Annotated in this window: 20 protein-coding genes; 13 read left to right on the top strand and 7 right to left on the bottom strand. The window is 69.2% G+C overall.

The window, feature by feature from the left end:
• The 7 genes from AAF604_10150 to AAF604_10120 all read left to right on the top strand — a co-directional run bounded on the left by AAF604_10150 (position 1) and on the right by AAF604_10120 (position 7,734).
• Complete coding sequence (locus AAF604_10150; protein ID MEM7050013.1) at positions 1–531, top strand: gamma carbonic anhydrase family protein; 531 nt, start codon at positions 1–3, stop codon at positions 529–531.
• Between the two features lie 162 nt (positions 532–693).
• Positions 694–1,953, top strand: a complete 1,260-nt coding sequence (gene hisS / locus AAF604_10145; GenBank protein MEM7050012.1) for a histidine--tRNA ligase — start codon at positions 694–696, stop codon at positions 1,951–1,953.
• Positions 1,946–3,028, top strand: a complete 1,083-nt coding sequence (locus AAF604_10140; protein ID MEM7050011.1) for a 3-dehydroquinate synthase family protein — start codon at positions 1,946–1,948, stop codon at positions 3,026–3,028. The genes hisS and AAF604_10140 overlap by 8 nt, the downstream gene beginning before the upstream one ends.
• A 125-nt stretch (positions 3,029–3,153) precedes the next feature.
• A complete protein-coding gene (locus AAF604_10135) occupies positions 3,154–5,016 on the top strand; it encodes an HD domain-containing phosphohydrolase (protein MEM7050010.1) in 1,863 nt (620 codons plus the stop codon).
• Positions 5,017–5,026: 10 nt separating this feature from the next.
• Positions 5,027–5,407 (top strand): hypothetical protein, encoded by a 381-nt coding sequence (locus AAF604_10130; GenBank protein ID MEM7050009.1) that lies wholly within the window; start codon positions 5,027–5,029, stop codon positions 5,405–5,407.
• Between the two features lie 81 nt (positions 5,408–5,488).
• On the top strand, positions 5,489–6,124 hold the full coding sequence (locus tag AAF604_10125) for a hypothetical protein (GenBank protein ID MEM7050008.1): 636 nt from the start codon (positions 5,489–5,491) through the stop codon (positions 6,122–6,124).
• A 53-nt stretch (positions 6,125–6,177) separates the two neighbouring features.
• Positions 6,178–7,734 carry an AbgT family transporter gene (locus AAF604_10120; protein MEM7050007.1) on the top strand — a complete coding sequence of 519 codons (1,557 nt, stop codon included), beginning with the start codon at positions 6,178–6,180 and terminating at the stop codon, positions 7,732–7,734.
• Between the two features lie 216 nt (positions 7,735–7,950).
• Here AAF604_10120 and AAF604_10115 read toward each other — a convergent pair whose 3' ends face one another.
• On the bottom strand, positions 7,951–8,775 hold the full coding sequence (locus tag AAF604_10115) for a formate/nitrite transporter family protein (protein ID MEM7050006.1): 825 nt from the start codon (positions 8,773–8,775) through the stop codon (positions 7,951–7,953).
• Between the two features lie 300 nt (positions 8,776–9,075).
• On the opposite strand from AAF604_10115, the gene AAF604_10110 reads away from it, so the two are divergent.
• Positions 9,076–10,197 carry a hypothetical protein gene (locus tag AAF604_10110; protein MEM7050005.1) on the top strand — a complete coding sequence of 374 codons (1,122 nt, stop codon included), beginning with the start codon at positions 9,076–9,078 and terminating at the stop codon, positions 10,195–10,197.
• On the opposite strand, the gene AAF604_10105 is transcribed toward AAF604_10110, so the two are convergent.
• Genes AAF604_10105 through ccsA form a run of 4 tightly spaced genes read right to left on the bottom strand, consistent with a single transcriptional unit; the run spans position 10,111 to position 13,905 of the window.
• Positions 10,111–10,875 (bottom strand): uroporphyrinogen-III synthase, encoded by a 765-nt coding sequence (locus tag AAF604_10105; protein ID MEM7050004.1) that lies wholly within the window; start codon positions 10,873–10,875, stop codon positions 10,111–10,113. The two genes, AAF604_10110 and AAF604_10105, sit on opposite strands and share 87 nt — an antisense overlap.
• Positions 10,872–11,819, bottom strand: a complete 948-nt coding sequence (hemC, locus tag AAF604_10100) for a hydroxymethylbilane synthase (protein ID MEM7050003.1) — start codon at positions 11,817–11,819, stop codon at positions 10,872–10,874. The genes AAF604_10105 and hemC overlap by 4 nt, the downstream gene beginning before the upstream one ends.
• A complete protein-coding gene (gene hemA / locus AAF604_10095) occupies positions 11,806–13,068 on the bottom strand; it encodes a glutamyl-tRNA reductase (GenBank protein MEM7050002.1) in 1,263 nt (420 codons plus the stop codon). The genes hemC and hemA overlap by 14 nt, the downstream gene beginning before the upstream one ends.
• Before the next feature lie 15 nt (positions 13,069–13,083).
• Complete coding sequence (gene ccsA / locus AAF604_10090) at positions 13,084–13,905, bottom strand: cytochrome c biogenesis protein CcsA (protein ID MEM7050001.1); 822 nt, start codon at positions 13,903–13,905, stop codon at positions 13,084–13,086.
• 162 nt (positions 13,906–14,067) lie between these two features.
• Between ccsA and AAF604_10085 the strand changes: the two genes are divergently transcribed.
• On the top strand, positions 14,068–15,408 hold the full coding sequence (locus AAF604_10085; protein ID MEM7050000.1) for an adenylosuccinate synthase: 1,341 nt from the start codon (positions 14,068–14,070) through the stop codon (positions 15,406–15,408).
• 250 nt (positions 15,409–15,658) lie between these two features.
• The gene (locus tag AAF604_10080; GenBank protein MEM7049999.1) at positions 15,659–16,234 is read left to right on the top strand and encodes a hypothetical protein; all 576 of its coding nucleotides are present in this window, start codon (positions 15,659–15,661) and stop codon (positions 16,232–16,234) included.
• Positions 16,235–16,316: 82 nt separating this feature from the next.
• Here the strand turns inward: AAF604_10080 and AAF604_10075 are convergent, their stop codons facing one another.
• Both AAF604_10075 and AAF604_10070 read right to left on the bottom strand, forming a co-directional pair.
• Positions 16,317–17,033 (bottom strand): hypothetical protein, encoded by a 717-nt coding sequence (locus AAF604_10075; GenBank protein MEM7049998.1) that lies wholly within the window; start codon positions 17,031–17,033, stop codon positions 16,317–16,319.
• A 1-nt stretch (position 17,034) separates the two neighbouring features.
• Positions 17,035–19,443 (bottom strand): LysM peptidoglycan-binding domain-containing protein, encoded by a 2,409-nt coding sequence (locus AAF604_10070; GenBank protein MEM7049997.1) that lies wholly within the window; start codon positions 19,441–19,443, stop codon positions 17,035–17,037.
• A 357-nt stretch (positions 19,444–19,800) separates the two neighbouring features.
• Here AAF604_10070 and AAF604_10065 point away from each other — a divergent pair, with 357 nt between their 5' ends.
• From AAF604_10065 to AAF604_10055, 3 genes are all read left to right on the top strand, one after another.
• Positions 19,801–20,877 (top strand): hypothetical protein, encoded by a 1,077-nt coding sequence (locus tag AAF604_10065; protein MEM7049996.1) that lies wholly within the window; start codon positions 19,801–19,803, stop codon positions 20,875–20,877.
• Positions 20,878–21,144: 267 nt separating this feature from the next.
• Positions 21,145–21,771, top strand: coding sequence for a hypothetical protein (locus AAF604_10060; GenBank protein ID MEM7049995.1), 627 nt, complete (start codon positions 21,145–21,147; stop codon positions 21,769–21,771).
• A gap of 182 nt (positions 21,772–21,953) precedes the next feature.
• Positions 21,954–23,243, top strand: coding sequence for an alpha/beta hydrolase-fold protein (locus AAF604_10055; GenBank protein ID MEM7049994.1), 1,290 nt, complete (start codon positions 21,954–21,956; stop codon positions 23,241–23,243).
• Positions 23,244–23,518: the final 275 nt, after the last annotated feature.

Raw genomic sequence — 23,518 nt, 5'->3', positions numbered from 1 at the left:
ATGCCGATTTATCCCTACGGCGACCAGCGGCCGCGGCTCGGGGCTCGCGCCTTCGTCGCTCCCAGCGCGGAGGTGATGGGCGACGTCGAGGCCGGGGACGACGTGTCCTTCTGGTTTCAGACGGTGGTGCGCGGCGATGTCCATGCGATCCGCATCGGCAGCGGCACCAACCTCCAGGATGGCGTCATCGTCCACGTCAGCCATCGCACCCATCCGACCCATCTGGGCCGGGGAGTGGTGGTCGGCCACGGCGCCATCCTGCACGGTTGCACCATCGAGGACGGGGCGCTGATCGGAATCGGAGCGCGGATTCTCGACGGCGCCGTGGTCGAGGCCGGCGCGCAGATCGGCGCCGGCGCCCTGGTGGCTCCCGGCCATCGCATTCCGGCGGGCATGCTGGCCCTCGGTGTGCCGGCCCGGGTGGTGCGACCCCTGCGACCCGATGAGAGTGCCCAGATCGTCGAGATCCGGGAGCGCTACATCGCCCTCAAGGAGCGTTACCGCGACCTCCCCGGCGTCGAGCCCCGGTGAGACCCTCGGGGGCGATTCCCCGGCGCCCTTCGAGGCCCGACGGGCAGACCCCGCCGGGCGCTATCGAGGCGGCCTCGGCGCCTGTACAATCGCGGCTCGCGGCCGCCATCGCTGGTGGCCGGCCCGGCCGATGAAGCCTCGAAGAGGGCGGAGAGCATCACCATGGGACAGGGGTTGAAGACGGTCAAAGGAACGCGCGATCTGCTGCCCGCCGAAACCGGCATCTGGGCCGCCGTGGAGGCGGTGGCACGGCGAGTCTTCGCGAGCTACGGCTTCGGTGAGATCCGCACGCCGGTGCTCGAGAGCACCGAGCTCTTCGTGCGCGGCGTCGGCGAGTCGACGGACATCGTCGGCAAGGAGATGTACACCTTCGCCGACAAGAAGGGGCGCAGCGTCACTCTGCGCCCGGAGAGCACCGCCGCCGTCGCCCGCGCCTTCATCGAGCACGGCATGGCGTCGTGGCCGTCGCCGGTGCGGCTGTTCTACCTCGGCCCGCAGTTCCGCTACGAGCGGCCACAGCGAGGCCGCTACCGCCAGTTCCACCAGCTCGGTGCCGAGGTCCTCGGGGACGAGGGACCGACGTCCGATGCGGAGGTCCTGCTGCTGCTGCTGCGCTTTCTCGGTGAGCTCGGATTTCGCGACCTCGAGGTGCTGCTCAACACGGTCGGCGACGCCGCCTCGAGGCAGGCCTACGGCGAGGCCCTGCGTGCCTATCTCGAGCCCTACCGCGACCGCCTGGGGGAGGACAGCCGGCGGCGGCTGGTGAGCAACCCGCTGCGCATCCTCGACACCAAGGTGCCGGCCGAGCGCGAGCTGTTGGCCGACGCGCCGGCCCTCGGCGACTGCCTTTCGCCGGCGGCCCGCGATCACTTCGACGAGCTGCGTCGCCTGCTCGACCGCTTCGCCATCGGCTACTGCCTCGACGATCGCCTGGTGCGTGGCCTCGACTACTACACCAAGACCGTCTTCGAGATCGTCTCCGGTGAGCTCGGGGCTCAGAATGCGGTTTGCGGCGGTGGCCGCTACGACCGCCTGATCTCCGACCTCGGCGGTCCGGAAGTGCCGGGGATCGGCTTCGCCATCGGTCTCGATCGCCTGGTCGACATCCTGCCTCAGAAGTTTCGTCAGCGCGCCGCCGGAGGGCAGCCGGTGGTGGTGGCGGCCCTCGGCGAGGTCGCTCCGGAGCACGCCATCGCCGCCGCCGAGGCGCTGCGCGGCGCCGGCGTCGCGGCAGTCGCAGAGCTGGTGTCCCGTTCCGTCAAGGCGACCCTCAAGCGGGCCGACAAGAAGGGTGCCCGGCACGTCGTGTTGATCGGTGAAGAGGAGGTCGAGGCCGGCGTCGTCACCTGGAAGGATCTCAGTCGCGGCGAGCAGCGCCGGCTGGCGATCGCGGTTCTGCCGGCGGAGATCGGTGGTGCTTGACGCCAACTCGACCCGCATCGTGGTCGGGCGAGGTGAGCTCGAGCGGGGCGCCGAAGTCCTCGGCGATTGGCTGCACGGACGCACCGTCTTCGTGGTGTCCTCGCCGCGGGTGCGGGCCCTCCACGGCGGCCGCTTGCGCTGGCTCGACCGGGTCGCTGCCCGGCGCCATGACCTCGAGGTACCGGAGGGCGAGGCGGCCAAGACGGTGGCGGTCGCCGAGGGGCTGTGGAATCGCATGCTCGAGGTCGGTGGCAAGCGCGATAGCCGGCTGCTCGCCTTCGGCGGCGGCAGCGTCGGCGATCTCGGCGGATTCGTCGCCGGCTCCTTCCTCCGCGGTATCGAGTTCGCCCAGCTGCCAACCACCTTGCTGGCCCAGGTCGATGCCGCCCTCGGCGGCAAGACCGGCGTCGACCTCGCCGGCGGCAAGAACACCGTCGGAGTGTTCCATCACCCCTTCGCCGTGCTGAGCGATGTCGAGGTGTTGTCGACGCTGCCGCCGGCAGAGCTGCGCTCGGGGCTGGTCGAGGTGGTGAAGATGGCCTTCCTGCTCGATCTCGACCTGCTGGCGCGGGTCGAGCGCGATCTGCCGGCCCTGCTCGCCGGGGAGGCGAGTGCCCTCCTTCCGGTGGTGCAGGCCGCGGCGGACGCCAAGATGGCGGTGGTGCGAGACGATCCGCGCGAGGGCGACCGGCGCCGCCTGTTGAATTTCGGCCACACCTTGGGGCATGCCCTCGAAGCCGCCCTCGGCTACCGCACCCTGCGCCATGGTGAAGCGGTCGCCTACGGCATGCTCTTCGCGCTGCGCCTGGCCGAACGTCGCGGCCTCGACGGCGCCGCGGCCGACCGTTTGCGGCAGCTGCTGGCCGCCTTCGAGCTGCCGCCGCTGCCCGGCGGCGGACGTTTGGTGGCGCGCGATCTGGTGCGCCGCATGGGGCGCGACAAGAAAGCCGTCGAGGCCGGCCTGGTGTGGGTCTTGCCGGCGGCCCTCGGCGCCGGCCAGTGTGTCGCCGACGTCAGCCCTCGGGAAGTCGAGGCGGAGCTCGCTGCCTTCCTCGCCGCAGGATCTCGGGGCTGATTCGGTGTTGTTCGGGAAGCCATTCTGCTAGAAGGATTTGCGTGCCGGCAGGGTGCCCTCGCTGAGCTATAATCGAGTCCCATGAAGGTCCTTTTCGGTCGGCCATCGATTACAGGCCGGCGGCGATGAGCGACACCCGCGGATCGGCGAAGCGTCGCTTCAAGCTCGAGCACGTGCTGTTTCTGGCGCTGCTGCTGTCGGGCAGCATCCCGCTGCTCCTCAACAGCGTCTGGCTGATGCGCCAGAACCGCGGCATGCTGGAGTCCCAGGAGCGCGTCGCGCTGGCCTCCTCCGGTCAGCTCCTGTCGCAGCGCATCGACTCCTTTCTGGACGGCTTCCGGCGGCAGCTGGTACAGCTCGGGGAGGGCTTGCTGGCGGCCGAAGGTCAGCCCGGCGACGAGCCCCTGCGCCAGGCCTGGGTGCGCAGCTATCTGCGCTCGGTGGCGGAAAGCCGCCGCGAGATCCTGGCGATCCGCGTGCTGGACGCTCGTGGCGTCGGGCCGACGGTCGAGCCGCGCGATCTTCCGGCCGGCGCCGAGGACGCCCTGCGGGCCGCCTACCGGCGCGCCCGTCAGGGCACCGGAGAGGTCTACGAGGTGGTCCGTCTGCCCGGCCAAGACGTGCCGGTGACGGTGCTGGCGGTGCCCATCCGGCGGGACGCCGGAGAACCTCGCTTGGTGGTCGAGGCGCTCCTCGAGCTCAGTCCCCTGAACGAGGTCTACGGCGAGCCGGCGGGCGAGCCCGCCGGCGGCGATGGCCTCGCCGGCCAGAGTGTCTTTCTGATCGGCAAGTCCGGCGAAGTGCTGTGGTCGCGCGGTGCCAGCGCCGAGGTCGAACGGGCGTTGGTCGAGTCGCGGCCGGTGGTCACCTTCTGGGATCGTCCCCTGGCCCAGTCGTCCCAGTACTCGGCCGAGGTGCAGGGCAAGCGGCGCGAGATTCTGGTGCGGATGAGCCCGATCGACGAAGCCGGCTGGGTGCTGGTGGCCCAGCGCCCGCTGGCGCGGGCCTTCGACGAGATCGACCGCATGGTGCTGCGCACCGCCGTTTCGTCGCTGGTCCTGGCCCTGCTGGCGCTGTTCTTCGCCGGGCTCTTCGCGCGCCGCTTCGGACCGCCGATCGAACGCCTGGCGGAGGCCACCGGCGAGATCGCCTCGGGCCGTTTCGACGAGCGCGTCCCGGTGGCGGGGCTGTCCCTCGAGATGCGCGACCTGGGCGAAGACTTCAATCGCATGGCGGAGCACGTCGAGTCCCACGTCGCTCGCCTGCGCCGTGCCGCCGAGGCCAACCGCGAGCTGTTCATCGGTACCTTGCGGGCTTTGACGGCGGCGATCGATGCCAAGGATCCCTACACCCGCGGCCACTCCGAGCGGGTCGCCGCCGTCAGCCGGGTGATCGCGGCCCGCCTCGGTCTCTCCGAGGAGCAGCAGCAGTCGGTGTGGATCTCGGCCCTGGTTCACGATGTCGGCAAGATCGGCATCGACGATCGGATTCTGAAGAAGGGCGATGTGCTCACCGAGGCGGAGTTCGAGGAGATGAAGCGTCACCCGGTGATCGGGGCCGAGATCATGGAGTCGATCGAGCCCTTGCGCAACTCGCTGCCGGCGATCCGCTGGCATCACGAGTGCTGGAACGGCCGCGGCTACCCGGACGGTCTGCGCGGCGAGGGCATTCCGCTCGAGGCGCGTATCGTCTCGGTGGCCGACACCTTCGACGCCATCACCACCAATCGGCCCTATCAAGAGGCCTACACCCTGGAGTTCGCGGTCGAGACCATCACGCGCTTGGCCGGGTCACGATTCGATGCCAAAATCGTCACCGCCTTCTTGAAGGCCTACGAGTCGGGGGAGATCGCCGTTTCGCCGGCGGCCCGTGCGGCCACCGAGGACGAGGTCGGCGGCGCACCGCAGGAAGAAGTCGAGTTGATCTCGAGAGTTTGGCAGCGGGACGAGATCGACGAAGCCGAAGAAACCGTTGCTGCCATTTCCTGAGGAACCGCCCTTGCCTTTCGAATTCACCCTCGCCAACCTCCTCGCCGACACGGACCGCACCGTGGGCGTTTTGTTTCTCGACGACAGCGGCGAGACCGTCGACCTGGCCTGTGCCGACTACAGTCCTTACGACATGAAGGTGGTGGCGGCCTACCTCGGCATCTATCTCCGTCAGGTGCGCTCGACCGTCGACAGCGCCGCCGCCGGGGAGCTGGCCAGCATCCACATTTCGCGCTTCGGTCTCGAAACCCTGGTGCAGCTACTGCCGGACGGCTATGCCCTTGCCCTGGTTCAGCGGCCACCGGTGGTACTGGCTCAGGCGCGGCGGGCCCTCGAGCGGGCCGCCGACGAGATTCGCCGCGAGGTCTTCGCGGCGCCCCAGGGCGCCTGAGCCCTCCTTGCCACGCCCCGGCGGCGCCGCCATGAGATCCATCCTTCGAGACCCCCGCCGTCGGGCCCGGGGCCGGTAGCCGTGAGCGTCCGCTGGCTGCAGCTTCAGGGAGTGCTGCTCTTCGGTTTCATTCCCCTGGTGTTGTTCCTCTTCGTGAGTCATCCCGAACCGCTCGCCGCCAGCCTGGTGGCGGGCGTGGTCTTGATGCTCGGTCACCGCTTTCTGGCGCGTCCCTACATGCGACGGGCGGCGCCCCGGAAGTGTCTGTGGTGCAACCGGGGCCTGACCTCCGAGAACCCAACGGACGACATCGAGGTGCTCGCCCTGCAAGCCGGTGGAGGAGCCGTCGAGGCGCGCTTCTGCCGCCGTCACCGGCCCTCGGGCGAGCGCTTCTTCCGCTTCGTCGAGGCCTGGCGGTGGCCCCTGAGGCTGGGCATCTTCGTGCCCTTGCTGTTCCTCCTCGGCAGCCTGGCGGTGGCTGCGGCTGGCGGCCCTGCTCCCGTCGAAGAAGCCACCGGCGTGTTCCGACTGGTGGTCGGCCTGACCGTCCAGACGGCCGCCCTCGGGCCCTTTCTGGGGCGCCTTTCGGCGTCTCCCGTGAGCGTGCCGTTTCCGGTTCACAACTTCTTCTTGCTCGGTGTCGCGGCCCTCCTCTGGGTGTTTCGCATCATCGGTCTATGGTGGATCGTGGCGGGCTCGAGGGCGCTTCTTTTCTGAAACCGAGAGAGCCATCGACGGCAAGCGGTCGATTGAGCTATCCTCTTGGCACCATGTCAGATAAGAAATCCGCCAAGCCCGCGGCGCGGTCGTCGCGGCTCGACCGTGTCCTGAACTGGATCGAGGTTGTCGGCAACAAGCTGCCCGATCCCGCGCTGCTCTTCGTCTTTGGTCTGATCGCCGTCTGGCTCGCTTCCTGGTTGCTGTCCGGGGTCCGTTTCGACGACATCGACCCGCGCACCGGCGAAGCGATCATCATCAACAATCAGCTCACCGGGACGGCGCTGGCCACCTTCTTGTCGGGCATGGTGCAGACCTTCACCGGATTCCATCCCCTCGGGGTGGTGCTGGTGGCGCTCTTGGGTGTCGGTGTCGCCGAGCACACCGGCTTCATCAACGCCGGCCTCAAGGGGCTGCTGAGCTTCACCCCCAAGGCTCTCCTGACCCCCATGCTGATTCTCGTCGCCTGCGTCAGCCACACCGCCGCCGACGCCGGCTACGTCCTGGTGATTCCCCTCGGGGGCGTGATCTTCTACGCCGCCGGGCGCCACCCTCTGGCCGGCATCGCCGCCGCCTTCGCGGGGGTCTCCGGGGGCTTCAGCGCCAACTTCATTCCCTCCGGGATCGATCCCTTGCTCCAGGGCTTGACCCAGGCGGCGGCTCAGATCATCGATCCGGCGCGTGAGGTCAATCCGTTGTGCAACTGGTGGTTCACCTCCGCATCGACGGCCCTGGTGGTCTTCGTCGGCTGGTTTCTCACCGACAAGGTGGTCGAGCCGCGCCTGTCGTCGACTCCCGTCGAGCTCGAAGAGGGGGAAGAGATTCCTCAGCTCGAGTCCCTCGAATCGAATGAGCGCCGCGGACTCTGGATCGCCCTGGCGAGCGTTGCCGTCGCCGGCATCCTGCTGATCATCGCCACCGTGCCGTCGGATTCCCCGATGCGGGCCCCGAACGGCGAGATCACCGCCTTCGCGGCGCCCTTGATGCAATCCATCGTGCCGCTGATCTTCCTCTTCTTCCTGCTGCCGGGTGTGGTCTACGGCTACGCTGCCGGCACCATTTCGGGCAGTCGCGACATCATCCAGGGGATGAGCAAGGCGATGGGGACGATGAGCTACTACATCGTCATGGCCTTCTTTGCCGCCCTCTTCATCGCGGCCTTCGGATCCTCGAACATCGGCGCCTTGATCGCCCTCAAGGGGGCTTCCTTCCTGCAGGCCCTGGGGCTGCCCGGACAGGTCACCATCGTCGGCATCATCCTGCTCGCTGCGGTGGTCAACCTGCTGGTCGGCTCGGCGTCTGCCAAGTGGGCGCTGCTGGCGCCGATCTTCGTGCCCATGCTGATGCAGCTCGGTATTTCGCCGGAGCTCACCCAGGCGGCCTACCGGGTGGGTGACTCGACCACCAACATCATCACCCCGCTGATGCCCTACTTCCCCCTGGTGGTGGTGTTCGCTCAGCGCTACGTCAAGAAGACCGGCATCGGGACCCTGGTCTCGATGATGCTGCCTTACTCCGTGGTCTTTTTGATCATCTGGACGGTCTTCCTGATCGTCTACTGGGGCCTCGGACTGCCTCTCGGTCTGCAGGCGCCCTACACCTATCCCTGATCCTCGATCCGGGGTCTTCCCCCAGGGAGGAGAGCTCTCGAGCCCGCCGGTCGGCGGGCTCGAGCCTTTTCTGGCCTGCGGATTGGGGTGCGCTGGACCTTGCGCCCCCAGATCTGGTGAGCAGCTCGGCCTCGCGTCATCGACGCTGGACCGGCTCCATCGAAGAGGAGTCCGCCCGCCCTGCAGGAAGCCGCGGAGCGACTCCTCGGCTTTCCGTCAGGGATCGGTGCTGGGGCGCGGTGCGGTCGAGTCGGCCGCCACGGCGAAGAGCCCGGCCGCCAGGGCACTGCCGAGCAGATTGCCGGCGGCGATCAGAATCCAAGGGGTCTGGAGGCTCGCCAGGTGAGCGCCCTCGAGGCCGTAGAGCAGAAGGAAGTCGGGCGTGGCGCTGGCTTGGGCGAAGAGGGCGAAGGGCACCACCAGGAGGTGGCTGGCGAGCAGCGAGAAGCCCACCAGAACCAGTGGGATGGTGGCGAAGAGGGAGCCGGCGATGCGATCGACCGGGCGTTCCCCGTTGCAGAAGTACTCGCGGGCGCCGAACACCAAGGCGCCGGCGATGGTGGCGCGAAGCAGTACCGCTTCAACGGTGAGATCGGCCTGCACCTCGGCGAGGCGGAGGAGGGCGGCGGCAAATCCCTCGAAGAGGGCGAGGCGCAGGGCGAGGGCGAGGGAGACCGCCACCACCAGGGCACCCATGGCGTTGCCCACCAGCACCGCCGCGAGCTCTCCCAGAGAGGTTTCGCCTCGGGCTGACGAGAGGCCGAAGAATCGCCCACCGCAGGCCATGCCGAGGAGCAGACATCCGGCGAAGGCGAGGGCGGCGAGCAGGCGCGCGACCCCGAGGGGAAGAATCCAAGGCGCGACGGAGAGAATCCAGGCGGCGAGCAGGGTGCCAGCGGCGAGCAGGGCGCCACCGAGCAGAGCTTCTGGCAGGGTCGCCGTCAGTACCCGCCGGTCACCGACGAGGCGCCGCAAGATCGGCCGGAAGGTCCTGATGGATTGAGGTGATTCTGCAGCACGCGAGGGGAACGGATCGATCATGATAAACCTCCAACGAAGAAGAAACGCGCCCCGATAGGGCGAAGACTCACCGATCCGGGAAATTTCCGGCGTCCATACTCATGTGGTCACTGGGAGTATGTCATGAATTTTGAACAAATGCTCATCCGAAAGCGTTTCGAAAGCCAAAAGAGGAACTATCGAGTCGGCGGCATCGTCCTCTAGGATGGCGCTCTATAGAGGCCAAGTCCCTTTTTTTGAGGGCGCTAGGCGGTCATCGCCGGAGAATCGGAAGTTCCATCGGTGGCCGTCCCGAAACGGTAATTTCTGCACGCCTTGCCGATGGCTGTAGGAAATACGACGGCGGAGGACGAATCGTTGCGCAATCAGCCCTTGCTGACCTCGGTGACCCGGATCTGGGATCTCGCCGACGGTGACTTCGACACCGCCGGACTGCCCGAGTCCGAGTGGGAGACCGGCGATTACGTGATCGGCGAGTGTGTGTCACCGCCGGGACCGAAGGCGGCGGTCGAGCTGGTCGGTGGTCGGCAGGTCGACGTGTTCGACGGCGACCGCATCGTCGGCGCCTTGGGGGCCCGGCACTCGCTGCTCGAGGCGGTGGGCGACTGGACTCTGGTGGGGCCCGATCAACGCATGGATCTGTTGGCCAGTGGCGGGGTCATCGGTCGTCTGTCGTCGCGCGCCGTGCGGCGGCGTCCTCAAGTCGCCTTGAGCTACCGCGGCCACGTCTTCCGCGATGGCTGGAAGGTTCGAATGCGGGACTTCATCACCCGCTATGCCGACGGCGCACCGGCGACGCCGCCCTTCGTGTTGATCGCCGGCTCGTCCTGGGCCGGCGGGCGGGCGGAAGTAGCCCAAACGGTGGTTCGCAGCCTCGGCCGTGCCGGTGAGCGGGTGGTCGCTCTGCGCTTGACCGGCGTCGGTCGCCATCGCGATGTCCTGGCGCTGCGCGATGCCGGGGCGGTGGCGAGCTTCGACATGGTCGATGTCGGCCTGCCCTCGACGGTTTGTCCGGCCGGCGAGTATCGGGTCGCCCTCGAAGGGCTGTTGCAGAAGCTCGGCGAGTGGAATCCGACGGTGGTGGTGGCCGATGTCGGACCGTCGCCCCACGAGCCCTACAACACCGGCCTCGCCATCGATCGTCTCGGTGGAGCTCTGCGGGCGACGGTGTTGTGCGCCAACGACGCCTACGCGGTGGTCGGGCTGGTGCAGTCCTTTGGCCTGGCGCCGACCCTGGTGACCGGCCCGGCGACCTACACCAGCGCTGGCATCTCCCTGGTCGAGAAGCTCACCGAGATCCAGGCCTTCAACGTCCTCGACCGGCGCACCGCCGGAGAGCTGCTGACGGTGCTGCGCTCAGCCCTGGGGGCGGAAGGCTGCGAGGGCGGCGACCAGGCCGTCGACGGTGGCGCGGTCGGCCTCGACGGTGGGCGCGACCCCTAGACGACGCAGGGCTCGGCTGGTCACCGGGCCGATGCTGGCGGCGAGCAGCGAAGGCCGTCGGCTCGGCCAACGGGAACCGAAGAGACCGCGAAAGTTCTGTGCGATGCGTGGGCTGGTGAAGGTCACCCAGCCGAGAGGTCCGTCACCGAAGAGCTGCCGGGCCCGGTCGGCGCTGTCCGGCGGGATGATTTTTCGATAGGCCTCGACCTTGGTCAGGCGGCCCGCATGGGCCTCCAAGGCGGCGGCGATGGCAGGGCGCGCATCGGCGGCTTGGGGCAAGACCACGGACGCCCCGGCGACCTCGGGCGCCAGCTCCTCACCGAGGCTGACGGCGTCGGCGCGAGTCGCCTGGAAGGCGACCGGATAACCGCGTTCCTCGACATGTCGTGCTGTGGCGGCGCCGACCACCGCGATCGCCGGCCGTCGCGCGGGTGTGGCGGGCAAGCGGTCGAGGAGGGCGTCGACGGCGTTGCGCGACGTGAACACCCACCAATCGAAGGTGCCTTGGGCGGCCTGTTGTGCGGTCTCTGCGAGGAGCTCCGGCTGGCGTGGCGGCACCACTTCGATGAGCGGCAGGAGGTGCGGCTCGGCGCCGGCCCGTCGCAGCGCCTGGGCGAGCTCCGGCGCTTGATGGAGCGCCCGCGTGATCACCACGCGGCGCCCAGCGAGGGGTTTCAAGGAGCCCGTTCCAGGCGCTCGAGCACGCTGTCGGCGCCCTGGCGTCGCATCGCCGCGACGCAGTCGCTCGCCACCTCGTCGGGATCTAGGCCGCGGGCCTCGCCGTCAGCGCTGTGGCGGCCGTCGGGAGTTGCCAGTCGGTCCCGCAGGTGCAGCTCGCCGTCGGCGCTTGCCGTAGCCCACGCTGCCAGCGGCAGTGTGCAGTCGCCGCCGAAGGCCACCACCACGGCCCGTTCGGCCCGCGAGCAGCGGGCGGTGACCGGATCGTCGAGGTGGGCGCACCAGTGGGCCGCCGGCGAGCCGGCGACGGCTTCCAGGGCGAGGGTGCCTTGGCCCGGGGCCGGTAACAGCACCTGCGGATCGATGGCATGAATGTGAGTCCCGGAGACGCCGAGGCGGTGGAGGCCGGCGGCGGCCAGGATGACGCCGTCGACGTTCGGCTCTCGGCCCTTGCGTAGGCGGGTGTCGACGTTGCCGCGCACCGGAACCACCTCGAGGTCCGGCCGTCGGCGCAGAATCTGCGACCGGCGTCGCAGGGAGCCGGTGAGCAAACGCGATCCCGGCGCCAGGCCGTCGAGGTCGCTGGACAGTTCGCTCACCAGCACGTCGCGCGGGTCGGCCCGGGGCGGGTAAGCGACCACCGCGAGGCCCGCCGGCAGGGTGACCGGCAGGTCTTTGAGGCTGTGAACGGCGAAGTCGAGGTCGCCGCCGAGCAGACCGGCCTCGAGATCCTCCGTGAACAGCCCCTTGCCGCCGACGGCGGCGAGGTCGCCGCGCCAGCGATCGCCGCGGGTCACCATCGGCACCAGCTCGACCTCGAGGCCCGGAACCCGGGACTCCAAGGCCCGGGCGACCTGGCCCGACTGGGCCAGGGCGAGGGCGCTCTTGCGGGTTCCGAGGCGCAGCGGCCGTGACGGTCGAGGGGTGGATTCAGTCGTCGCCATCGAGACGGAAGAGCTCGCGCACCAGGTCGAGGTCCGGCAAAGCCCCGGGACCGCCCTTGCCGCGCAGATGGGCGCTCGGGTTGTGCAGGATCTTTCGCACCAGCGAACGGGTCAGCCGATCGAGGTCCTCGTGGAGCTCCCTGGGAAAGCGTTGGCGGGCACCTTCCAACTCGCGCTGCCGGATCGCCTCCGCCTGTTTCTGGAGGCGTGCCACCAGCGGCTCCGCTGCGAGCGAGCGGAACCAGTTGAGAAACTGCTCGAGCTCCTCGCGCACCAGCTCTTCGACCTGGGGCACCTCCTCGCGGCGCCGCTTGAGGTTGCGCTGGATGAGGGTGTCGAGAGAGTCGATGGTGTGCAGAAAGATGTTCTCGCGACGGCCGAGGGCCGGGTCGATATTGCGCGGCACCCCGAGGTCGATCAGGAGGAGCGGACGGTGGCGTCGATGGGTGAAGTCGGAGCTGCGCAGCAGCGCTTCGTCGGAGGACGTCGTGGCGACCACCAGATCACATTCGGCGGAGCGCGCCGCGAGGTCGCCGAAGGGCACCGGCACCACTTGCGGGATCTCCTCCTGAAGCCGTTCGCTGCGGGTCGCGGTGCGGTTGGCGATCTGCACCGATCGAGCGCCCTTTTCGATCAGGCTGTGGCACACCAGGCGAGCCGTCTCTCCAGCCCCGAGGACCAGGATGCGGAGATCCTCCAGGCGGTGAAAGATATTGCGGGCGAGCTCGACCACCGAGTAGCCGAGGGAGACGGATCCGGAGGCGATGCGGGTCTCGGCTCGCGCCCGGCGGCCGGCGCGGGAAGCGCAGAGCTGGAGCTTGCCGAGGAGGGGGCCGGCGGCCCCCACGGAGCTCGCCAGTTGGGCGGCGCTCTTCACCTGGCCGAGAATTTCCGGCTCGCCGAGAACCATCGACTCGAGACCGCTGGCGACCCGCAAGAGGTGGGTGGCGGCTTCATCGCCGCCCTTGACGTAGAGGTGGCCGGGCTGCTCGAGGAGGGGATTGCGGCGGATGAACACCAGGTCGAGGGCGGTACGGTAGGCGGTCTCCGGGTGTCGCGCCACCACATAGGCCTCGGTGCGGTTGCAGGTCGACAGCAGGCAGGCCTCGGCGATCTCCTCGCGAGCCAACAGGTGAACCAGCGTTTCGGTGGCCTCTTCCTTGTCGTAGCTGACCTTCTCGCGCAGATCGATCGGCGAAGTCCGATGATCCGTGCCAACGAGCAGAAACGGGAGATCCGGAGGGTTCATCACGGGGCGGAGTTCCTAGAGGGCGCCGTGGAAATCGACCATGAACATGCGAACCGCCAGCAGCGTGCCGAGAATGGCGGTGAAACCGATCAGGCTGGCCACCGCCAGATGGCGGCCCTGCCAGCGGCCCGAGCGGCGCAACAGCAGGACTCCACCGTAGAACAGCCAGACGGCGATGGTGGCGAGGATCTGGGGGTCCGCCAGCCAGCCCTGGCCGCGACGCTCCGCCCAGAAGACTCCCAGGCCGATGGCGCCGGCCAGCGACGCGAAACCGATCTTGGTGGCGCCGGCCAGCATGTTGCCGAGGGTCTCGAGGGGCGGCAGCTTGCCGAAGAAGGTGGTGAAGCGGCCGGCCTTGAGGTCGCGATAGAGCATCAGGAAGAGGAAGCCGTAGCCGGCGGCGACGACGAAGGCGGCGTAGCCGAGCAAGGCGAGGGTGACGTGCAAGCCGAACAGAGGATCGTGGAAGAGCTCACGGTTCGGGGGCGGCGAATCGCGCAGCAGGGAGGCCAGTAGCTGGAACAGGAAGGCCAACGACACCAGCCAGAAGCCGGTGGCCTTTTCGCGGCTCCGCCACTCGACGAAGAGGTAGACGGCGGCGACCGCCAGGGCGATCAGGGACAGCACCTGGGAGACGGTGACCGCCGGAAGCTGGCGCCAGCGGGCGGTCAGCACCACCAGGGCTGCCAGGTGGAGGAACAAGGTGGCCCGCAGCCAGGGAGCGGCCAACCGACCGGAGCGCCCGGGATCGGAGAAGAACAGATCGCCGTAGGCCACCGTGGCGATCAGGTAGGCCACCGGGAGCAGGACGTTGGAAGCTTCGAGAAACAGTTGCATGGCCGGGGTGCCGAGCCCGTGATCGCGGGCTCCGGAGGGCCCGTGGAGGGCATTGCGCGAACCGATCGAATGCTAGCAGAAACTCGCCTTGGCGCTGCTCGTCACCTCCTGCTACGATCCTCGTTTCGGTTCGCGGATGGTGGCAAGAGACGAGGAGTGTTCATGGCCAATCTGGTGATTATCGGGATGCAGTGGGGCGACGAGGGCAAGGGCAAGATCGTCGACCTGATCTGCCCCGCCTTCGATGCCGTCGCCCGTTTTCAGGGCGGCCACAATGCCGGCCACACGGTGAAGTTCGGCGACCAGCACTTCTCCCTCCACCTGATTCCTTCGGGCATTCTCCATCCCGAGATGCGCTGTGTCCTGGGTAGCGGCATGGTGATCGCTCCGGACGCCTTCCTCAGCGAGCGCGACGGTTTGCGCGCCGGCGGCATCGACGACCGCGACCGGCTCTTCCTGTCGAGTCGCGCGACGGTCTTGCTGCCTTGCCACGCCGCCCTCGACCAGGCCCGCGAGCGGGCCCGCGGGGATGCCGCCATCGGCACCACCTCGCGCGGCATCGGGCCGGCCTACGAGAGTCGGGCCGGGCGTTACGGATTGCGCCTGGTCGATCTGCTGGCGCCGGACCTCGAGGAGCGCCTCGATCGGCTGGTGGGCATGGTGGGCGGACACCTGGCGGCGGCCGGCGGTGACGAGCGCCTCGAGGTCGCCCCTCTGCTCGAGCAATGCCGCCGCTGGGCCGACGAGCTGGCGCCGGCGATCTGTGACACCGAAGCTCTGCTGGCGGGGTGGTTGGCCGCGGGCAAGGGATTGCTCTTCGAAGGCGCCCAGGGAACCCTCCTCGATCGCGACCACGGCACCTATCCGTTCGTCACCAGCTCGAACTGCACCACCGGTGGGGCCGCCGTCGGCGCCGGCGTGCCGCCGACCCGCATCGATGGTGCCGTCGGCATCCTGAAGGCCTACAGCACGCGGGTCGGGGCCGGTCCCTTCGTCACCGAGCTGCACGACGAAGCGGGCGAGTTTCTGCGCTCGCGGGGCAACGAGTTCGGCACCACCACCGGCCGGCCGCGGCGCTGCGGCTGGCTCGATTTGGTGGCCGGCCGCTTCAGCCAGCGCCTCAACGGCATCGATGCCATCGCCCTCACCAAGCTCGACGTGCTCGACGATCTCGACGAGATCAAGGTCTGCACCGCCTACCGCATCGACGGCCGGGAGACCCAGGAGTTTCCGGCGTCGTTGCACGATCTCGAGCGTGCCGAGCCGGTCTACCGCTCGCTGCCGGGGTGGCGCCAGGGGACGGTCGGTGCCCTCGAGCGCCGCCAGCTGCCAGCGGCGGCGCAGGCTTACATCGAGTTCATCGAGGGCGAGATCGGTGCAACTGTCGATCTCATCTCCACCGGACCTCGGCGGGAAGAGACCATCGTGTCGACGGAGGGTCCGTTGGCGGCGCTGCTCGGCGACCGGCTCGAGGGCGTTCTCGCGGAGCGCTCGGCTGGATAGCAGACGGCTGCTCGTCACGGAGTGATTTCAGGCGCCTGCCTCGCCTACGCGGTCGGGCGACGCAGATATCGTTCGCCTCGCCGCCGGCCGGCACCCCCGTCCAGGGCGGCCCCGTCCAGGGCGGCCCCGTCCAGGGCGGCCCCGTCCAGGGCGGCCCCGTCCAGGGCAAGCCCGACCTCGGCGCCTCTGCTGCCGCCTCAGCCTCATGCGGGGCTCCCCGACGGGAGCGTCGTGGAATAGAATTGTCGCCATGAATCTATTGAATGCTGGGCTCACTGCCGGTGGTCTGCGCCTGCCGGCTCTCACCGTTTGCCTGTTGACGTTGGCCTGCGCCGTGCCGGGCCAGGCCGAGCGCTTCGAGCTGGTCTTCGATGTTCCCCAGCCGCGGGGCTTCAGCCTGATGCAGGGCCGTCTCGAGATTGCCGGCGGCGCCGGCGGCCGTACGGATGGCTCCGACCGCCAGTACGAAGGGGTGGTGGAGAAGGTGGACCTCCGCCTCGAGGAGGGTGGCAAGAGCGTACTCTTCGCCTCCTCCGAGCCGATGGCATCGAGTGTCGTCCTGACCTCGTCTCGCGCCGGCGACCGGGTCACCATCGAGGCCCAGCTCGCCTATCTCACCTTGTCCGGAATGCAGATGCAGAAGGTTCGCCTGGAGTTTGGCCTGGCGGCCGGCGAGCTGCGCGGCATCTCCCTCGACCGGCTTGCGACGGTCCTGCCGCGGGCCGGCCGCGAAGTCACCGTCGAAGCCACCGTCAGCAACACCCAGGCGCCTCGGCGTTTGCGCCGCGGACGTGGCTCTGGGCCTCTCGCCCTGCGTCCTCTCTGAGGTCGCCGAGGCGCACCGGTGCGCCGGTGCGCGACCGTCGCATCATTCATCGGCAGCCCGACCGGCGCTTCAGCTCACTTCGCTAGGACCATGACTGCGTCGTACCTTCCCTCGGGGACGACCGCTCGTCGGCGGATCCGGGGACGAGCTCGGGCTGGCGGAGGAACAGCGGACGGTCGGTGAAGTTCTCGAAGCTGTCGAAACCGTCGGTCCGCCGGATCTGCTCGAAGGCGGCACTCGGACCGCTGCCGTTCAGCAGTCCCTGGCGAGCCGTGATCAGCCAGAAGTAAGGTGCCAGCTCCTCGAACAGCAGGGGGGCGAGGTTCTCCCCCTGGTCGAGATGCTGGCGGCATTGGCGGACCAGGCTGCCGTGACTCGGTTCTCCGGCGTAGCTGTCTTCCTGGCCGCTGGTGTAGATGAGCTGGGCGCCACAGTGGTGGGCCAGGACCTGGTGGAGGGCGAGCACCAGGCGGCGCCGCTCTCCCGGGGAGGCTTGCGAGCCGATCGGGGATTCCCAGCCATCGACGCCCAGCAGGTCGGGGCCCGGCGACCAGACGGTGAGCCGAGCCAGGGCCCCGGTCATCCACAGGCGGCGGGTGACCACGTCGTGGCGACGCAGGAAGTCGAGGGCTCCTTCGGGACCCGCGAACTCGAGGCGCCGCGGGATGTCACGGCGCGGGTTGCTGACCTCGATGCCGACCGCCGGCAGCTGGCCGCCGAGGCGTCCGATCAGCAGCGGGGCCAAGGTACTGAGCGGCGTGATGGTCTCGAAGAAGGCGAAGGTCGGGTGGTACGGCACTTCAGCTCACCCACCCGGCGTTGCTTTGGGTCTCGATGCCGCGCGAAGTCAAGAAGCCCTGCAAGTCCGGCGACAGGACGTCGACGAAGAAGGTCAGGCGAGCCCCCTCCCGGGCGGCGAAGCGCAGCACCTCGTCGGTCAGCTCGACGAGCTTGCGCCAGCCGGCGTCGGCCACCTTGCGGGCGCCCCGCTGGCCCGCCAGCACGGTGGCGTAGAGGCGCTCTTCGCCGAGCCGGGCGGCGACGTCGATCTCCGAGGCCTGATGGCCGCCGGTGACCTCGACCGGTTGGCCGAAGTAGGTGATGCGTGCACCGCGGGCCTGGAGGTGAGCGGCGACCTGCCCTTCGCGCAGGTGGCCGAGGGCGCCGCCGAACAGGGCCCGGGCGCGGCGCAGGTCGCCGACCTCGAGGGCGGTCAGCAGGGCGTCGCGGGCCCCCTCGAGGCTGGCCTGCAGGCGGGCCGCGCCGGGAACTCCCTGGCGGGCGAGGCCGGCGACCACTTCGATGACGTCGTCCATGGCCTCGCGAAAGCGCCCAAGGCCGTCGCCGGCCCCTTGCGTCTCGAGGGCTTCGAGCATCGGCACCGGCGCATCACGTTGAGACCAGATGCCGGTGGGAGCGCCGACCAGGGCGGCGATGGCGTAGTTGATGAAGCCTTCTACTCGCGAGCTGCTGGCGGCGCGGGTGAGCCAGGCTCCGATCGCCGGCGAGGCGACCTCTACGTCGAGTACCTGGCCGCTCCAAGCCACCACCGAGCGGGCGATCTCCGGCGCTCGCGGTGCCGTGGCCGCGCCGGCCAGGCCGCTGAGCAGAGCGCGACCCGGCTGCAGCGGCACGCGCGGCACCCCCAGGGAGCGGTCGAGGTGACGTGCCGCCGCCTCGCCGAGGGCGGCGGTCAGTCCGGCCGGCGTGTTGCGGAGGCTGGCGTTGAGCAGGACTGTTCCTCCCTGATGCGAAGCATAGGCCACCGGGGCGCCTTGCAGGAGGGTCGAGTTGACGAAGGCCAGGCGCGCCGGCGTCGGCCAACGACCGGCCCGCGCCAGGGCGATCAAACGCTGCAGAACGGCCGCGTCCACAAACCTCCCGTGGGTCCTTTGCAGCAGGCGTTCGAGACCGCGGGGGTCGGTTTCCGCCAGTTGCCGGGCCTGGCGGACGGGTCCCTCGTCGAGGGCCCGCTGAAGACCGACGTCGCCCTCGCCGACGGTGACCCCGGCCGGCCGACCGCTCTCTGCCCTCGGGACGACGTGCTGGCTGCTCACCGGTGGGTTGCCGGGGGCGGCCGGTCCCGGGCTCGTCGGTACCGTCACCACACTTTTTGCCGGCGGCTGAAACGGCGGTGCCGTCGGGGAGCGGAGCGCCGCCTCCCCGGAGGATCCCGGCGCGAGGAGCGGAACCGGCGTCTGAGGTCCGGGGGCCGCTTCTCCCCGCAGGCCACTGAGGGCGACCGTCGCTGCTGGTGCGGAGGCTAGGGGCGGCGGCGTCCAGGTCCCCGGGGGCAGGGCCGGGGGATCGATCTTGATCGCTCCCGGATTGCCGGGTGGAAGTCCGGCCGCGGTGGGGATGGGCCCCGAGGTGACGCCGATCGAGGGCTGGGCGGTTGGCGGGCCGCCGGCGATGGGGGCGTTGGGCCCGACGCCGCCGGGAATCGGGCCGGAGGTCACTCCCACCGAGGGCTGCGCCCGCGGCGCGCCCGCCGTCGGGTTGGCACTCGGCCCTCCCGCCGTCGGCGTGCCCGCCGGGAGCGGTCCCGAGGTGACGCCGATCGAGGGCCGGGCCGTTGGCTGGCCGCCGGCGAGGGGAGCGTTGGGGCCGCCGCCGGTGCCTTGCGAGCCGCCGGGAGAGGGCACCGCTGGGGACGTCACCCCGACCGAAGGGCGAGCCTGGGGAGCTCCCGGCTCGCCCGGAGACAGCGGTGTGGAGGGCGCGCCGGGATTGCCGCCGACCGGGGGGGACGGAGTGCCGCCGCCGGGAGCGGTGGGACTCGGTGGGGCACCGTTGTTCGGCACCGGGCCGGAGGTCACTCCCGTCGGATTGGTCGAGCTGACGGGGCCGGTCGGAGGGCTAGCGGTCGGTGCGCCTGGCGGCGGTGAGGCGGTGTTCTGATGACCGCCATTCGCTGCCGAACCGGGCAGGGCACCGCCGCGCGGACTCCGTTGGGGCCCGGGACCGAGGCTGCCGTCGGCGATGTCGACCCGCGCCGTGGTCGTCGGTGAGGGCAGGGCGAGGCGCTGACCCGCCACCAGCGGCGTGGAGTCCGAAAGCTGGGGGTTGGCGCGCAGCAGGCTCGCCGAGGTGGTGCCGTTCTGGGCGGCGATATCCGCCAGCGTTTGGCCGGCTTGCACGGTGACCGAGAGGGTTGCCGCCGGAATGGCGTTGGAGGAAGAAGGGTTGGCGCCGACGGGCTGGACCATGGCCGAGGCCTCCGGGTGTCATCGCGGGGTTTGTCGCCGATCCAGCCGTCCACGGCACGAGAAGCTTGCCATCGGGAGGTGGCCGTGACTGGACCACCGAACTCTCCGCGTCCAGCTTCATCGGCTGGCGAGAGAGCTCGAGCTCCCAACCTTCAGGGAACGGCCGCGAAGGGTGGGTGGCGGAGATAAACTAGTTTATTGAAATTTTTCTATAAAAGCAATGCGATGGCTGCGTTTTTTCACTCTTGGAAAGGTATGCAGGAATTGACACGAGCGACTGGATTCGATAGACATGCGCACCTGAGTTTCGCTCTACAGCCTGAGGGAGGGGGGATCCCGACTGGAGAGGAGCGATTGATGTTGAGACCAGAACGGAAGTCTTCGACGGTGGCCGCCAGGCCCTCTCGCCGCGAAGTGGATCCTTTCGATATCGTGCCGGCGCTCTTGCAGGCCGGTGAATTGTGCTGTCTGGCGGAGCGTGGTGTCCTCGCCCCGTCGGATCGCAGCCCGCTGTCCGCCATCGCCGAGCTCGCCACCGAGTTCTGCGCCGAAGAACGAGCCCTCGCCCTCGCCTCGCTGCAGAGAAAGGGGCTGCTGCCCGGTGGCGACGTTTTGCGGACCTTTGGTAGCGCCAGTGGTGGGGCCGTCCACGGTCGCGAGCTGCTGCGCGCCCTGGCGATCATCGCCCGACCCGAGGGCCGCTTGCGGATGGGCCTACGAAACGATGGCCGGGCGACCAGCACGGTGCAGCTCTATCTCGCCGGTGACGAGGCGGCGGTCGGCGAAGTCGTGGTGCTGCCGGCCCGTGAATCCCGGACGCGCGGGGTCGCGCTGCGGGTGGGGCCGCCGATCCGGCGGACCGCCCTGGTGTCGGCCCTTCACCAGAACCTCGCCAGCGAGGTGCCCGCGGCGCCCGAGTCCGCCGTCGCCCTGTGGCCCGCGATCGTCGAGTGGCTGGTGGCTCTGTGGCCCCTCGAAGATCGGCTGGCAAGAGCTCGCGAGGGTGGGGAAGTGGTGGCCTTGGCTCGGCGGCGCGCCCTCGCCCGCCTGACGGAAGCCCTCGGCGACGCCGGCCGCGGTCGCCAGGTGCTCGAGGGCCTCTGTGCGAGTGGGGTCCTCGATGCCGCGGACGGCAAAGTGCGACTCAGCCGCACCTATCGCCCTTGGGCCGAAGCCTTGCTCTCGGGGTGCGGGGTCGAGCTCGAGGCGAGTCGTTTCGGCGCCACGCCGGAGCAGGATCGGCGAGATCATCTGCTCTTCCTCGGTGCCTCGGACAACCGCGTGCTCTGCCGGACCGTTCCGCGACCGGAGCTGATGGCCGAGGGCATGCTGCCGGAAGGTGACATCGGAGACGAAGGCTGTCTTCTGCTGACCCACCTCGCCGGCGATCTGCTGGCCGCTCGTCTGCGTCAGCTCGTCATCGGCGACCCTTAGTCGCTGCGCCAATCCCCGCTTCGTCCCCGGGGCCCCTGAAGGGGCCCCCGGCGAGGGTGCCCGGCCGAGGGGCGCCCGGCCGAGGGGCGCCCTGAATGGGGTCGGTGGCTTCTGCCGGTGCGCCCGGATCGTTACTCGGGGGCCCTTGGCAGACGGCCCCGCGAGGCGTCGGCAGCGCAGGATGCAGCTCACTCCTGACAGAAGACGTATTGCCATCTTCATATTTTTGATATAGTTATATTCATATTGACGTTGGGAGGCCCAGCGATGAATTCTCCGAGGATCACTGGTCGTTCACCGGCGGCACCGGGCCTGGTGTCCTGGAGCGCCGAGGTGAGTCGTGCCGCGGAGAAGTCGGTCCATCATCCGGCGGCGACGGTCTTCGAAGCGGCGCCGAGCTACGGCATCTTCGAGCTTCTCGATCCCACCCGCGGCGCGAGCCAGCCACTGTCCGGCTTCTGGGCGCGCTTCCCGCAGCGGCCGACGGGTCCGTCCTTCCGCGTCTTGCAGCTCGACGCCGCGCCGCCGCTGTTCGCCGAAGTGGGGTTGCCGGCGCCGCAGCCGGACGCCGTCGAGGCCGGTACCGACGCGGGTCAGGAAGCGGACCCGCGCGAGTCCTTCTTCCGCCTCCTCGGCTTCGATTCGGACCGCGCCCAGCGCCTGGCTCGGCGCCACGGCCTGGTGCCGACCCTCGCCGATCAGGGGCCGCGCCTGAGCCAGCAGGCTCGCGCTCTCGCGGCCCGTGAATCGGACTCCGGCCGCTGGCTCACCCATCTCGAGACGGATCGCACCGACGATCAGCGCATGCCGTTCCTGCGCTCCCTCGCCTTCCTGCGCGCCCTCGGGCATCGCTGGAACGACGGCCTGCGGGCTCTGCGTCGACTCCTGCCTTAGGCGCAGGAACTGGACCTCGGGGAGCAGATCCGAAAGCGTCGCTCAAAACTCTGTTCGGAACGGATTCACAGAACCTTCACAACTCCTTGCAAGTGCAACAGGACTTTGTCCGCTGCACCGCGTAGCATCCGGGCGCTTTGCCGTCGGTGATCCGGCTCGGCGGCTTTTGTGAGGGCCTGTCGATGAGAGTCAGCACCTTTCTGGTCGTGATCTTTGCAGCCGGCGTCTCCCTGTCTGCGTTCGCCGATCCTCCGAAGGCGAGCCAAGGGGTAGCTCCGGCGACACCTCTGACCTTCGCAGAGCGTCACGTCCTGGCATCCCAGGCCTTGGGCGAGGAGCGGTACGTCGATGTGCGACTGCCGGCCAGCTACCGCCAGAGTGCCCCGGCTCGCTCCTATCCGGTGATCTTCGTGCTCGATGGCGAGCTGATCTTCGAGACTGTCGCGGCGGTCGCCGATCACCTCGCGGCGGTCGGACGCATGCCCGAGGCGGTCGTCGTGGGCGTGCCCAATCACACCGGCGATCGCTTGGGAATGTCGCCCAGGTTTCTCGGCCGAGACGGCAAGCCAAGTGGATTTGGCGGTCGAGAAGATCAGTATCTCCAGTTTCTGGAAGGGGAGTTGGTTCCCTATCTGGCCTCGAGCTTTCGCCTCGCCGACTTTCGCCTGGTGTTCGGCGTCTCCCCGACGGCGGCCTTTGCCCTGCACAGCTTTTGGCGCTCGCCGGAGCTGTTCCAGGTCCATGTCGCGATGGTGGCCGGAGGCAGCCTGGACAAGCTCTATCCCGAGGCCGGTTTGTTGGCCGACGCTCTGGTGGGAGCTCTCGAGCAGAAGCCAGATCGTCGGGCGTGGCTGTATCTGAGCTCGGCGGAATCGAACTTCCGGGCGCGCGAGGAGATCGGTACCGCCCTGGAGAGTTTCGAGAAGCGCCTTCAACCGTTCCTGGCCAAGGGCCTGGTTTTCCAGGCCGAGGTCGTCCCTGGTGCGGCCTACGCCACGGTGTTGCCGGCGGTGACCTCGGCGCTGAATCTGATCTTCCCGCCGGAGGAGTGGGATCCGCGCTATGTGTCTTTTCTCGATGGGGATGCTGCCGCGCTGGCCAATCTCGAGGCCCACTTCGACGCCCTCTCGGCTCGCTATGGATTTCCCGTCGTTCCGCTCGGAGATCGCTTCTTCAGCGTCAACTGCCTGCGCGGCCTCGCCTCGAGGTTGGACCGCCAGGGACGGTCCGAAGAGGCGCTCCAGGTGCTCCGCCGTTGGGTGGATCTCTATCCCTCGGACCCGCGTTCTTACCTCCATCTCGCCTTCGCCCTCGAGGCCTCGCAGCCGACCCAAGCTCTGACCGTCGGTCGGCAAGGGCTCGAGGTCGCCAGAAGAACGGCGAGCTCGGACTCGGACCGCTACGAAGATCACTTGCGATCCCTCGAAGAGAGCATCCTGAGCCGAAAGTCCGGCGCCTCGGCGGAGCCCTGATCTCCAGCGGGCCGAGTGGCTCTCCGAATGGCTGGCTCCAGCCGCGGCGGCCGCACGACCTGAACGCTCGATCCTGCTAGCAGGTTGCGGAAAAAGTCATCGGCAACCTGCGACTGAGCCCGGGAGGGCTCGGCGCCCCCGGCTCGGGGGGGGGCAGGCCCCCCCCGCGGGGGAGGTGGGCCCAAAAACCGGCGGGTTGGGGCGGGGCGGGGCGCGGTGTAAGGGGGGCGGTGGCCCCCACGGGAAAAAACGGGTGCCCCGGGGGGAAAGTAGCG

The sequence above is a fragment of the Acidobacteriota bacterium genome, assembly GCA_039028635.1.
Taxonomy (GTDB): Bacteria; Acidobacteriota; Thermoanaerobaculia; order Multivoradales; family JBCCEF01; genus JBCCEF01.
This window is presented reverse-complemented; position numbering and strand designations above follow the sequence as displayed.